General features: G+C 37.4%; 16 protein-coding genes. 8 read left to right on the forward strand and 8 right to left on the reverse strand.

What is annotated here, in order from left to right:
- Positions 1-44 precede the first annotated feature (44 nt).
- Positions 45-542: a cytoplasmic protein gene (locus ACYVEC_RS00345; protein WP_460505303.1), complete on the forward strand. Its 498-nt coding sequence runs from the start codon at positions 45-47 to the stop codon at positions 540-542.
- 45 nt (positions 543-587) lie between these two features.
- Here ACYVEC_RS00345 and ACYVEC_RS00350 read toward each other — a convergent pair whose 3' ends face one another.
- The gene (locus ACYVEC_RS00350) at positions 588-899 is read right to left on the reverse strand and encodes a YutD family protein (protein WP_002003766.1); all 312 of its coding nucleotides are present in this window, start codon (positions 897-899) and stop codon (positions 588-590) included.
- A gap of 115 nt (positions 900-1,014) precedes the next feature.
- Here ACYVEC_RS00350 and ACYVEC_RS00355 point away from each other — a divergent pair, with 115 nt between their 5' ends.
- Complete coding sequence (locus ACYVEC_RS00355) at positions 1,015-1,590, forward strand: YhcN/YlaJ family sporulation lipoprotein (RefSeq protein ID WP_063222124.1); 576 nt, start codon at positions 1,015-1,017, stop codon at positions 1,588-1,590.
- A gap of 38 nt (positions 1,591-1,628) precedes the next feature.
- On the opposite strand, the gene ACYVEC_RS00360 is transcribed toward ACYVEC_RS00355, so the two are convergent.
- The gene (locus tag ACYVEC_RS00360; protein ID WP_063222125.1) at positions 1,629-2,360 is read right to left on the reverse strand and encodes a MerR family transcriptional regulator; all 732 of its coding nucleotides are present in this window, start codon (positions 2,358-2,360) and stop codon (positions 1,629-1,631) included.
- Positions 2,361-2,445: 85 nt separating this feature from the next.
- On the opposite strand from ACYVEC_RS00360, the gene ACYVEC_RS00365 reads away from it, so the two are divergent.
- The gene (locus tag ACYVEC_RS00365) at positions 2,446-3,261 is read left to right on the forward strand and encodes a YhfC family intramembrane metalloprotease (RefSeq protein ID WP_063222126.1); all 816 of its coding nucleotides are present in this window, start codon (positions 2,446-2,448) and stop codon (positions 3,259-3,261) included.
- Between the two features lie 22 nt (positions 3,262-3,283).
- Here ACYVEC_RS00365 and ACYVEC_RS00370 read toward each other — a convergent pair whose 3' ends face one another.
- The gene (locus ACYVEC_RS00370) at positions 3,284-3,730 is read right to left on the reverse strand and encodes a hypothetical protein (RefSeq protein WP_307828234.1); all 447 of its coding nucleotides are present in this window, start codon (positions 3,728-3,730) and stop codon (positions 3,284-3,286) included.
- Positions 3,731-3,859: 129 nt separating this feature from the next.
- Between ACYVEC_RS00370 and ACYVEC_RS00375 the strand changes: the two genes are divergently transcribed.
- Both ACYVEC_RS00375 and ACYVEC_RS00380 read left to right on the forward strand, forming a co-directional pair.
- Positions 3,860-4,414, forward strand: coding sequence for a histidine phosphatase family protein (locus tag ACYVEC_RS00375; protein ID WP_199677989.1), 555 nt, complete (start codon positions 3,860-3,862; stop codon positions 4,412-4,414).
- Between the two features lie 74 nt (positions 4,415-4,488).
- Complete coding sequence (locus tag ACYVEC_RS00380) at positions 4,489-4,968, forward strand: YbaK/EbsC family protein (protein WP_063222129.1); 480 nt, start codon at positions 4,489-4,491, stop codon at positions 4,966-4,968.
- 20 nt (positions 4,969-4,988) lie between these two features.
- Here the strand turns inward: ACYVEC_RS00380 and lipA are convergent, their stop codons facing one another.
- The gene (gene lipA / locus ACYVEC_RS00385) at positions 4,989-5,885 is read right to left on the reverse strand and encodes a lipoyl synthase (protein WP_000166375.1); all 897 of its coding nucleotides are present in this window, start codon (positions 5,883-5,885) and stop codon (positions 4,989-4,991) included.
- A 189-nt stretch (positions 5,886-6,074) separates the two neighbouring features.
- On the opposite strand from lipA, the gene ACYVEC_RS00390 reads away from it, so the two are divergent.
- Positions 6,075-7,058: a M23 family metallopeptidase gene (locus ACYVEC_RS00390; protein WP_063222130.1), complete on the forward strand. Its 984-nt coding sequence runs from the start codon at positions 6,075-6,077 to the stop codon at positions 7,056-7,058.
- A gap of 42 nt (positions 7,059-7,100) precedes the next feature.
- Here the strand turns inward: ACYVEC_RS00390 and yunB are convergent, their stop codons facing one another.
- From yunB to ACYVEC_RS00405, 3 genes are all read right to left on the reverse strand, one after another.
- Positions 7,101-7,832 (reverse strand): sporulation protein YunB, encoded by a 732-nt coding sequence (yunB, locus tag ACYVEC_RS00395; protein ID WP_063222131.1) that lies wholly within the window; start codon positions 7,830-7,832, stop codon positions 7,101-7,103.
- 54 nt (positions 7,833-7,886) lie between these two features.
- The gene (locus tag ACYVEC_RS00400) at positions 7,887-8,189 is read right to left on the reverse strand and encodes a YunC family protein (protein ID WP_088098274.1); all 303 of its coding nucleotides are present in this window, start codon (positions 8,187-8,189) and stop codon (positions 7,887-7,889) included.
- A 65-nt stretch (positions 8,190-8,254) separates the two neighbouring features.
- Positions 8,255-9,670: a bifunctional metallophosphatase/5'-nucleotidase gene (locus tag ACYVEC_RS00405; RefSeq protein WP_206772726.1), complete on the reverse strand. Its 1,416-nt coding sequence runs from the start codon at positions 9,668-9,670 to the stop codon at positions 8,255-8,257.
- A 633-nt stretch (positions 9,671-10,303) separates the two neighbouring features.
- Between ACYVEC_RS00405 and ACYVEC_RS00410 the strand changes: the two genes are divergently transcribed.
- A complete protein-coding gene (locus ACYVEC_RS00410; protein WP_063222134.1) occupies positions 10,304-10,633 on the forward strand; it encodes a PadR family transcriptional regulator in 330 nt (109 codons plus the stop codon).
- Positions 10,633-11,379 carry a VanZ family protein gene (locus ACYVEC_RS00415; RefSeq protein WP_063222135.1) on the forward strand — a complete coding sequence of 249 codons (747 nt, stop codon included), beginning with the start codon at positions 10,633-10,635 and terminating at the stop codon, positions 11,377-11,379. The genes ACYVEC_RS00410 and ACYVEC_RS00415 overlap by 1 nt, the downstream gene beginning before the upstream one ends.
- Positions 11,380-11,604: 225 nt before the next feature.
- On the opposite strand, the gene sufB is transcribed toward ACYVEC_RS00415, so the two are convergent.
- Entirely contained in the window at positions 11,605-13,002 is a 1,398-nt protein-coding gene (gene sufB / locus ACYVEC_RS00420) for a Fe-S cluster assembly protein SufB (protein WP_001118824.1), read from the reverse strand.
- Positions 13,003-13,031: the final 29 nt, after the last annotated feature.

Raw genomic sequence — 13,031 nt, forward strand, 5'->3', positions numbered from 1 at the left:
AGCTGTATTACGTTCCTTTACCACTACTATAAGAGGTGAAGGAAATGCAGAAAGTACAACTTTCTTGGAGTTTATATGAAAACGAGCAAAACGCAATCGAAAAGTATTGTAAAAATTGCAGACACACTACCCTATTTACTGACACGAATATTCGTAGGCATAACGCCAATGGAAAAAATATATACCGCTTTGCCATTTATAAATGTCCGAAAGATCATACGTGGAATCAAAAACTTCGTATTTATAAAGCTTTTACGGATCATGTAGAAACAGTCGATATGACGCAGGAAAATCAAATAGAAAAAACTACTACCATTTCCATTACGCAACATAAAGAAAACGGCATAGCCGAAATCACAATCGTATTAGACCTCATTTTCGGTTCCCACCGAATCGATAAAGCCTTATCCACATATATTTCCGACTGGAGCCGTACACTCATTGTGGATAAAATTAAAAGTGGGGATATTCAATTGAACGGACAACAAATGAAACCAAATACACTCCTTTCTGAAGGAGATTCTATTTCGATTTGTTTGTGAATGAGAATATGCAAAAAATCCTCTTACAATCGTAAGAGGATTTTTTTATTTCTTCACTTTTCGTAATACGAAGTGTGCACAACCGAAGTTACAGTACTCGTATAAATACTCTGATAAAGTACTAATTTTCGTATCATATGTCGAACGTTGATTACTATCATCAAAGAAACCGCGCAATCTAAGTTGCTCATAACCCCAGTCCCCAACGATGTAATCATATTTATTTAAAATTTCTGCATAACGCTCTTTAAATGCTTCTTCACTAAAACCATCACGAAAGTTTTTAATTACTTCGTACTGAACATTATTAATGCTCACCGTAGCATGCATCTCTTGCTCTTGCTTTTGCTCCATCATTAACTTCCTCTCTAAGCATTCTTCTTTTTATCGTATCACAAAGCATACCAACCAACAATTTCAAATACAAAAAATTGAAAATTAGTGCATGCTATGGAGAAGGAGGTGATACATCGTGAAAAAACAAATTATACTTTCTCTCCTCACTCTTTCCTTATTTGCAGGCTGCCAAACAAACAAAGCCGAAATGGAACGTGAAGAAGGAAGTCGTGTTCTTGTTTCTAATAAAAACGACATGTATCATACGGAAAATACAAATACACGGCTTACAAGGGTCGGCTATTCATCTAAACAAAAACATGAAGTATCTAACAAACAAGTAGGAGCCATTAACCGCGAGAAAGTCGCTGAAATGATTACAAGCATGACAGTCAAACTTCCCGACGTTGCAAATGCTGCTACGCTCGTTACCGATGATGAAGTATTTGTTGTATACCGTGCAAACACAACAGATCCAAAACTCGTAGCAGATCAAGTATATAAAACTGCTTTGTCCATCGTCCCTCGCTATTATAAAGCATATGTATCAACAAACCAAAAGTTGATCTCTCAAATTCAAGGCCTTCAATCTGGTGCATTAAATGATACAGAATATACGCAAAGCCTCGATATGTTAAAGCGTGAAATGAGTAAAAATCCTCATTTGAACAATACAGAGAATCAAACTTTAAATAATATGATAAAAAAATAAAGAAGGTGGAGAAAACCTCCACCTTCTTTATTTTTTTACTATTTCTTACGATCTGCATAAACCTCCATCGCATCACACATAAACTGCGCTAACCCTTCGCCAAACTTATCGATATTTTTCGTAAAGCGCTCATCAGCGACGTACATTTGGCCGAGGCCCTTAAAAGCATCTAATGAGTATTCACCGAAGTTTTGCAAGTAATCGTACCATACTCCAATTGCTTCCTGCGCCTCTTTAGAATCAGGTGCGCCGTGTCTAAGCGCCGCTAAATTTCTGTAAATAGTATTAAACTCTTCTTGATTATCTTTTGACATACCTTTCGCATATTCATTGGCTTTATCTACAGCTGCGTCTCCCCATCTTTCACGCGCTTCTTCTTCGTACGGATTATGGCTGAAATCGAAGCCTTCAAATTTCTCTTTATTCGTCATTTCAATCTCTCCTTTTGTATGCTGAATTGTTTTATCAATCGTCGCAATCACTTTATCTAATCTAGCACGCTTTTCAAGAAGCATTTTCTTATGAAGCTGTAGCGCTTCTTCACGATCAAATGATGGACTCATGATAATTTCTTTAATTTTTTTCAAAGGGAAGCCTAGCTCTTTAAAAAATAAAATTTGCTGCAATGTCTCTAAATTTTCATTGGAATACAGACGATATCCAGACTCTGACGTCTCATCTGGGGTTAACAACCCAATTTCATCATAATGATGCAGTGTGCGCACACTAATTCCAACCAAATTAGCTACTTCTTTTACCTTCATTGTCATGTGTATCTCCCCCTTAGTACATACGATAAAGTATGACGCAACGTTAGAGTCAATAAGTAAATTCATTTTCTTTATAAAATATTTCATGCATAATAGATATGTACATATATTAGAAAGCGGTGAAAGTATGGTTTCAAATACTGTAATTACCAGCATCATCTTTCAACTCATTGTCTCGATTCTGGTCCCCATTATTGTACTCGTTTATTTCCGTAAAAAATATAATATTAATTGGAAAGTGGTTGGCGTTGGTGTTCTTATCTTTATCGGATTTACCCAAATTCTCGAAACACCATTCCACCTATTTATGCGTGGTAATCCAGCAATCGCTCCAATTTTAGAAAATCCATTTGTCTTCGCACTTTATGGCGGACTAACTGCTGGTATTTTTGAAGAATTAGGACGCTTCGTTGCCTTTTTCTTCTTACTAAAAAAATATCAAGAATATAAAGATGGCTTTGCTTACGGAATTGGTCACGGCGGGATAGAATCTATTTTAGTTGGCGGATTCTCTGCATTCCAAGCACTTATATTTGCGAATTCAATTAACAGCGGTAGCTTCGCTCAAATGGTTGAAAAAATGCCAGAACTAAGCCGCCTACAGGACTTGTTAATTCAGCAACCTGCCTACTTATACTTCCTTGGTAGCTTCGAAAGAATTATGGCACTCGTGCTGCAAATTGCCTTTACAATGCTTGTCTTATACGCAGTAAAACAGAAGAAATATATCTTCCTTGTGTACGCTGTATTATTCCACGCATTTGTAGACTTTTTCGCGGCACTTTACCAAACAAAAACAATCAACATTTTTGTTGCAGAAGGAATTACCCTTCTCTTCACAATTGGTGCTGTCATTCTTATTCGTAAAATGAAAGAGAAATTAATGAGTGTGCCGGAGTAAAAATAACCCACCAATTGGTGGGTTATTTTTTGTATGGATTACCACAATGATGATAACTTTTACCTGCTCGCAGCTCCCTTTTTGTTTCTGCATCTATAACAATGTACTTATGTAACTCTTCTACTTCATTTTGAGAAAAGGAAGCGAAAAAATAAACTTGGCGATCAGGGTGAACAAAAAAATCTTGAAGCACCACTTCACTCCGACAACCCACGGCTGTTTTTTGTCGGAAAGAAGATTCTTCATCGGGCACTTCTTTAAATAAGACTTTTTTTCGAACACTATATGTTGCATTGTTGTATTCTTTATAAATTTTCTTATCTAATTGTTCGTAAAACACACGCTCACTCACAAATGACTTATTTCGATTGCTTGGATAATCTAACTTTTGATTGGATTGTGCATATGTTGTGGACAATTGCGTAAGAAAACAAATCATGAATACGATACATATCATTTTTTTCATCATTGCACCTCAATTTTTTATTATCCACATTACTTTTCCACATGCTTAGATCACTATGCCGTTTCCAATAAAAAGGAATTTTTTCACATTTGTCGAAGTATATAGCGTCAACTTGAAAGATGGGGATGAATTATGAAGAAAATTATTGTAATACGACATTGTTCAGCCACTGGACAAAAACGTGATGCTGAATTAACAATTGACGGAAAGAATCAAGCAAACATCCTTGCTACATTCCTCTTAGAAAACCAACCACAAATAGATCATATTATTTCAAGCCCATTTGTGCGAGCTATCGATTCTATTCGCCCCTATGCGCTCCAAGCTAACTTGTCTATCCAAGAAGATGAACGACTAACGGAACGCATATTAAGCGACGTTCCAATGGACGATTGGATGCAAAAACTAGAATCTACTTTTACAAATATAGATATTGCCTTTTCAGGCGGAGAGTCAACAAAACAAGCAACGGACCGTGCTATATCGCTTATCCAAGACGTTTTAAAATTAACCCATACTACAACGCTACTCGTTACACATGGAAACTTACTTACGCTCATTTTAAAGCACTTTGATCATACGATTGGCTTTAATGAATGGAGAGCTTTAACGAATCCTGATATTTACGAAATTACAATCGATGAACAATGTGCCCTAAAACGATTATGGAAAGCACCGTCCAAGTAATATCTCTTTCGAACACATTCAGTTGACGCCACGAGAAGAAACTGTACTAACAATAGGAAGGGGTATCACTCCATATGTACGAAGATGTACTTGCTTTACTACATAAAACAAATGCTTCTTATGAAAAGTTTGAACACGAACCAGTACTCGATTATGAAACAGATCGTATCGTACGTGAAAGGCTTGGCTTACAAGGTACTCCAAGTAAAAGCTTATTTTTAAAATCAAAGTCTGGAGATTATTACGTATTTTTCACGCTAGAGGGCACAAGGCTCAACCGAGGAGAGATGAAAGAAATAACAGGAGAACGCTTATCTCTTTGTTCTCCTATTGAACTAAGGGAAGAGACCGGCTGTACGCCAGGATGTGTAGCTCCTTTCGGGTATTCACAAAATGTAACAATTATTGTGGATAGCGCTATCTATACTTACAATAAAGTTTTAATTACACCTGGTGTACCTGAATTTACAATTGAATTATCCACAGAGGAATTAAAAAAGATTTTATTAACATGTTCAAATACTGTTTTGGAGTACAAACAAAAAGAGAGCTAATCGTTAGCTCCCTTTTTTCATTATTTTGCTTCTGCTGTTTTTTCTTTCGCAGAACGAACTTGCTCGTCCGCATGGTAAGAAGAACGCACAAGTGGGCCAGCTTCACAGTGGCTAAAGCCTTTGCTAAGTGCAATTTCTTTAAGCTCTGCAAATTCTGCTGGTGGGTAATATTTAAGAACTGGTAAATGCTTCTTAGATGGTTGTAGGTATTGTCCAAGAGTTAAAATATCCACATTGTTTGCACGTAAGTCATCCATTGCTTCAATTAAATCTTCTCTTGTTTCACCTAAGCCCACCATAATGCTCGATTTAGTTGGAATATCAGGCTGCATTTCTTTCGCTCGGCGTAAAAACTCTAATGAACGGTCATATTTTGCTCTAGCGCGAACTCGGTTAGATAATCGACGTACTGTTTCAATGTTATGGTTTAAAATATCTGGTTTTGCATCCATTAACATTTTTAAGTTTTCTTCTACTCCACCCATATCAGATGGTAATACTTCGATTGACGTAAATGGATTTTTACGACGAACAGCGCGTACTGTTTCAGCAAAAACAGCTGCTCCGCCGTCTTTTAAATCATCACGTGCAACCGCTGTTATAACAACGTGCTTTAAGCCCATTTGTACTACAGAATCTGCTACGCGTTCTGGCTCTTGTAAATCAAGCTCCGTTGGTAAGCCTGTTTTAACCGCACAGAAACGACAAGCGCGTGTACAAACCGCACCTAGAATCATAAATGTTGCTGTTTTTCTTACAGCCCAGCATTCATGAATATTCGGACATTTCGCTTCTTCACAAACTGTATGAAGATTCTTAGAACGCATCATTTTCTTTAAGCCTGTATAGTTTTCATTCGTGTTTAACTTAATTTTCAACCATTCGGGCTTGCGCTTATATTCTGTTTGTTTTGTCATGGTTATCAACTCCGCACAATATGAAATAGTTTACCGTGTTCGCTTCTTTCAATGTAACATATCTATTCTAACGTATGAAAGCGATTTGCTCAAATGAAGATTCTAAGATTTTTTCCAATCGTTCCCTATAATGAAATACTCCGTATATCCCACACTAAAAAGAGTGATGTTGTGAAAGGAGTCTATTTCATGCTTCGAAAAATTTCTCTTTTGCTTTCGATTTGCTTTCTTCTCCACCAAAACATCGCTTACGGTGAAGATAATCAGCAAAGCATATACGAAAAGCGCATGGCACTATATAAAGAAACCGAGCAATCTTCAGGCATTCCGTGGTATTACTTAGCTGCAATGGATCAATATGAAAGAAATATACGGAGCGTAAGAAAAGATATTCCGAAAAAACCAGATGCCATCATTTCCCTTTATTTCAAACCAGAAATATGGGCTGGACCTGTTAATGGTAACGATACCCTTCCCCATACAATTTCTCTATTTGGCGGAATCGGTTTAGATGGGGACAAAGATGGATTTGCAAATGCAAATAACGACCGTGACCTTCTGCATACAGCAGCAACGGTTTTAAAGAAACAAGGAACGTCAGAAGAACGTATTAACATTATGCTTTGGGAATATTATAGACGTGCGAAAACAGTTGATTTAATTACCGAGTACGCCCAAATTTATAAACATTATGGACGTATTAATTTAGAAGGAAATGCTTTTCCCCTTCCGATTCGTAGTGACCATAGCTACCGTAGTACTTTCGGCGCTGGAAGAAGTTTTGGGGGAAGAAGAGTTCATGAAGGAACCGATATTTTTGCAGGCTATGGCGTACCAGTAAGATCCACTTGCTATGGCATTATTGAAACAAAGGGCTGGAACCGCCTTGGGGGATGGCGCATCGGCATTCGTGACCTTCATAATAATTACCATTATTACGCTCATTTAGGCGGGTTCTCAAAAGAAATACAGCTTGGACAAATTGTCGAGCCCGGGAAAGTAATCGGATTTGTTGGTAGCACCGGTTACGGCCCTCCCGGCACAGCTGGAAAATTCCCGCCCCACCTACATTTCGGCATGTATAAAGACAATGGTTATACAGAATGGGCTTTCGATCCATACATGCATTTAAGTCTGTGGGAACGAAAAGAACGCGCGAATACAAAACGATAACCGTAGCACATTGCTACGGTTATTTTTTATGTACTGATGCTGCTAACTATCCTTTTTCTTTTTATCAGGTACAGCAATACTCCCGCTTCCATAGTAAGTAGGCACTTCCCCTTGAACAATGCGCGTTGCAATCGGAACATCTTGTTTTACTTTTATTTCTTTCGTATGAAATGGAATAATGACTTGCAACGTTACTTCCATCTCCATAATAATTTGAATCGCTGTCGTATTGATCCCGTGCGGTTCAATTTTTTGTTTAATATCCGTATTCACATGACCAATCGTCGTGAAATCAATTGGAATATCGGGTCCTATATTTCCAAGAAGCGCATTATCCGTTACACGACCAAAAGGCACTGACATCGTTGCCCCATTTTTTTCAGAAATACCTAGCTCCTTCAAATTTCCTTGTTCTACTTGCTGTAAATATTTTTCTATGTATGTGGTCGTTGACGTTACGATTTCATTTACTTGCTTTGTATTTAAATTAATTGTGGATACTTTCCCGTTTTTATCATTTTGTACTTTCATTAATGAATCGACATCGAACCCTTCATTAATTCTATCTTTTACTGCCTTCGTCATAACCGCTGTCGCCATTTTATGCGTCTCTACTTCCCCATATTTAATTAATGTCGGCTGAATGCTACTATTCACAATCCATAATCCTTGCACGAGTAATATGGCAAAAAGAATAAACGACATAAGCAGTATGTGGCGAAAGGAAATAGGTCCCCTTCGAAACCGCGAATTTTTCGAACGAAATATACTCATAAAAAAACCTCCTTCTTATATCATTTCTATGCAAGAAGGAGGGACGATATATGCTTATCTCATTTTTAATAACGCTTCTTTTCCGATTGTGCCAGCCGTAATACCTAAAACTTCGGCTTCAATCGTTACTGATTCTAGCGGTGCTTCAAGAAGTTGTTCAATCGTTCTTACACCAACCGCACGGCCAGCAATAATACCTCGATCCCCTAACTTCTCATTTAAAAGACCTACATCTAATGCACCGCACATAATATATCCTTTATCGCTCATTACAGCTAGCAAATTTGTCTTTGGAAGTTTGACGCTAACCGCAATAAACGTATAATTATCGATTATAATTGGCTCCACATTAACCATAGTTCACACTCCTCTCTTTCTTATCTGTATGACAAGAGAAAAATGAGTGTTACAAGTTAACTAGCCTATAGTTTGACAGAAGATGTATGAGTTATTAACATGTCTGTTAACACATCTCTAAGTAGTTCTGGCATATAATATTGTTTGTCAGAAAGTGTGGATAGCTCTGGGTATAAGTAGCCAAATGTAAACATATCAATCGTTCCTACTGTATATATACGATCTAATTCCAGCGATTCCCCGTTAATTAATACATCTTCGAGTAAAATTTTATTCCCAGGAATCTTATCTGGAATGACTTCTACACCAGCGTAAATCATTTTCCCCATCACTTTTCCGCGAAATCCAAATCCTTTTACCTCAAGGTTCTCCATATTCGGGCGACGTGCTTTCAAAATAACTTCCCTTAACGTTTTCCCGGGCACTTTTAATAAACATGGATTAATTGGATGTGGACAAATTCTGTGAATATCTCCGCGCGTTACAACACCTTCTTCTAACCCTTCAAGAAGTACACCAGCGTTCACCATTCCAATCTCTGCACCGCACCACGTTTTCAGCGCATTTGCTAACATGTGCGAAAATGATGTCTCATGAAACCAATCAACCGGTAATGATTCCTTTAAATGAACGACAGGCTCTTCCATAATATGTTTACTTTCTTCCTGCAGCATTTCAATTGTGGATAACGGCTTACTATAAGCTCCTAAACGTTCTGTCTTAATCGCTCTACCGTCTTTTTTCAACAGCTTCTTCGTCTGTTTATCCACAGTAAGCTGAACGTGCCCAACGTAACGTCCCCACTTTTCACAACAACAAAGTAACGTATTATTCATAAGAACACCACGCTCAAATAAATGATGCGTATGTGCCCCTAAAATCACATCTATATCATAATGCTCTGCCATATACTCATCCATACTTTTTCCAAGGTGAGACAGGACAACCGTAATATGAGCCTCATCTCGCACTTCTTCTAAAATAGACTCTAAATGCTTAATTGGATCTTCAATATGCCAATCTAACATTTGATAAAACTCTGGATACGCAACCGTTAACCCGATCAAGGCAATCGTAATCCCATCTGTCGTTGTATGTAATTTATAAGGCTTTGCCCACTCTGGACGTACACCTTCTTTTTCAAATAAATTCGCAACGAGCACCTCAAATCCAGCATCATCATATAGACGATTCAAATGCTCCTTCGCTAACGTAATTCCTTCATTATTTCCGATCGTTACATAATCATATAACGCCTCATTTAAAAGCTTCGTATTGCCAAGTCCATTCGTCGCTTCCGAAATACTATGAAAACGATCCACATGATCGCCGATATCAACAGTTAAAACAGTCTCTCCCGCTTCCTGTCTACGCTTTTTCTCTCCTTGTACAAACCGAGAAATTTGCGGCCAATTTTCAAAATGACTATGTATATCGTTTGTATGATAAAGGTGGATGATTGTTTCTTTATTTATATTCAGAGAAAAAACCTCCTCTCAGTTCCTTACTGCCATTTACGCTACACGTACGCAATAATCCTGTAAATACTTTTCGTCTTTTCTTGCTATTTTACATTGTACTCGCATTGTGAGAAAAAGCAAAAGATTGCCCTTTTTAATATGAAAAACTTTTGCTTTTTCTAATTGGTGTGAAAGGATTTTAGATGGTGTTGTGTGGGATTCAGGTAGTGTGGGATTTGGGCAGTGTTGGATTTGTCAAAAAGTTTAACAAAAGGCTCGTAGGTCGTTTTTTAATTGGATTCACCAGTGGATTTGTCAAAAGTTTAACAAAAGGTTCGTAGGGCGTTTTTCAATTGGATTCACCAGTGGATTTGTCAGTATCTTTGCCTTACTTCCAGTCGGTCTCTTTTCATATAAAATGGTGAGGGGTATATGAAGAATTTCTTTTGTCGTAATTTGTTGATAAGTCGATATCCCTTGTCAAATCGTCGATATATTGAAATAATCGTTGATATATTCCGAGTTGTGATCGATATATTTGAAAAATCGCTGATATATTTCAATGTATACTAGCTAGGGTATACCCATGCACATATACCTTGTAATACGACATATGTCGTGTTACAATTTCATCATAAGGTGGTGAACCATAAAATGGATAAAGAGGTATTAAAAGGAAGTATCGATATTTTACTTCTCTCCATCATTAAACAGCACGATACGTACGGATATGAAATTATTCAAAAGCTAAAAGAAAACAGCAATGATTTATACACAATGAGCCAAGGTACACTCTATCCAGCACTCAAACGTCTGGAACAAAAGGATTTAATCAATTCCTACTGGGGTGAATCTGAAACTGGTATGAAACGAAAATTTTATCGCATTACCATAAACGGAAAAAAGATATTAGAAGAAAAATTAACAGCATGGGATTCAGTTACAGCTCTTATTAAAACTTGTCAGAAAGGAGCTTTAAATTAATGACGATTGAAGAATACATAAAGAGTATTGTTCAAAAAACAAACCTATCGCAATCTGATAGAGACGAACTATACTTCGAAATTTACGATCATCTTACAAGTTTAAAACAAGAATTTCTCGATCAAGGAAAATCTGAAGAAGAAGCTACTACATTAGCCATTCAAAATTTTGGAGAAGCCTCTACTTTAGGAACTGAAATTGAAAAAGCGATGCAATCCTCTACGCAAAAATATGTACAGTGGATTGGCTGGGGATTATTTTTACCGTATTCGTTTGTTTTATTATTTAAACTATTGCTCGGGAGACCAGCCTTTTACTTTGGTAATCTGAAGTATTACTTTGAAACAGGCGACTGGCACTTTATACATGGTGGATTAATAAACTTAGTTCCGCTTAAAAGTACAATCAAATATTTAAGCGGCTTTGACCCTACTCATTTACTAGATCCTTATAATATAGACATCGTACTTATGAATACATTAGGAAACGTCATCATATTCATTCCATTCGGCTTCCTGCTACCTTTATTATTTAAACAAATAAACAATGTAAAAATGGCATCAAAAATTTTCATTAAATTTATTTTATTAATTGAATCGTTACAACTCCTTACTTTTACTGGTGTTTTCGATATTGATGACATCATACTGAATATGCTAGGTGCTTTAATTGGGTATGGTTCTTTTGTTGGGATAAAGTATATTTGGGAACGTGTTAAATCTGTGGATAAGGTGGATACGATTTAGGTTCAGGGTATACAGTCTGTTCTCCCTGTCGTAATTTGTTGATAATTCGATATTCCTTGTCGAATCGTCGATATATTGAAATAATCGCTGATATATTCTGATTTGTGGTCGATATATTTGAAAAATCGCTGATATATTCAGTTGGAAACCCCCTTGGGTATCCTGACTCCCCCCAACACAACATAAAAAAGCGCCCTGCACAGCAGGGCGCTTCCACTTTAAATATTAACCGATAGAACCTTCCATCTCAAACTTGATTAGGCGGTTCATTTCAACTGCGTATTCCATTGGAAGTTCGCGAGTGAATGGCTCGATGAAGCCCATTACGATCATTTCTGTAGCTTCTTGCTCAGAAATACCGCGGCTCATTAGGTAGAATAATTGTTCTTCTGATACTTTCGATACTTTCGCTTCATGCTCAAGTGAAACGTAATCGTTTTTGATTTCGTTGTAAGGAATTGTATCAGATGTAGATTGGTTATCCATGATTAACGTGTCACACTCGATGTTAGAGCGAGAGTTTTTCGCTTTTGGTCCGAAGTGTACGATACCACGGTAAGTTACTTTACCACCATGCTTCGCAATCGATTTAGAAACGATTGTTGAAGATGTGTTTGGTGCTAAGTGAATCATTTTCGCACCAGCATCTTGGTGTTGGCCTTTACCAGCAATCGCGATAGATAATGTTAAACCACGAGCGCCTTCGCCTTTTAAAATAACTGCTGGGTATTTCATCGTTAATTTAGATCCGATGTTACCGTCAATCCATTCCATCGTTGCGTTTTCTTCACAAACCGCACGTTTTGTAACTAGGTTGTATACGTTGTTTGCCCAGTTTTGGATTGTTGTATAACGGCAATATGCATCTTTCTTAATGATGATTTCTACTACCGCACTGTGAAGTGAGTTAGTCGTGTAAACAGGTGCTGTACAACCTTCTACGTAGTGTACATGTGCGCCTTCGTCTACGATGATAAGCGTACGCTCGAATTGTCCCATATTTTCAGAGTTAATACGGAAATACGCTTGAAGTGGTGTATCAACTTTAATACCTTTTGGAACGTAGATGAATGATCCACCAGACCAAACTGCAGAGTTTAATGCAGAGAATTTGTTGTCTGTTGGTGGGATTACTTTTCCGAAATGCTCACGGAAAATATCTTCGTTCTCTTTTAATGCGCTATCTGTATCTTTGAAGACGATTCCTAGAGCTTCTAGGTCTTCTTTCATGTTGTGGTATACAACTTCAGATTCGTACTGTGCAGATACACCAGCTAAATATTTTTGCTCAGCTTCTGGAATACCTAATTTATCAAATGTTGCTTTAATTTCATCAGGTACTTCATCCCAAGACTTCTCAGATTTCTCAGATGGTTTTACGTAGTACGTAATTTCATCGAAATCTAAGTCGTTTAAGTCGCCGCCCCATTGTGGCATTGGCATTTCATAGAACTTATCCAGTGATTTTAAACGGAAGTCTAACATCCACTGTGGTTCTTCTTTCATACGTGAAATCTCTTCAACGATCTCTTTTGTTAAACCGCGTCCAGCACGGAAAATCGAAACGTCTTTGTCTTTGAAACCATATTTATAATCGCCGATATCTGGCAGTTGCTTCGCCATGTTGGTGTGTCCCTCCTTAGATAACCTCG

The sequence above is a fragment of the Bacillus sp. MN7755 genome, from assembly GCF_054771475.1.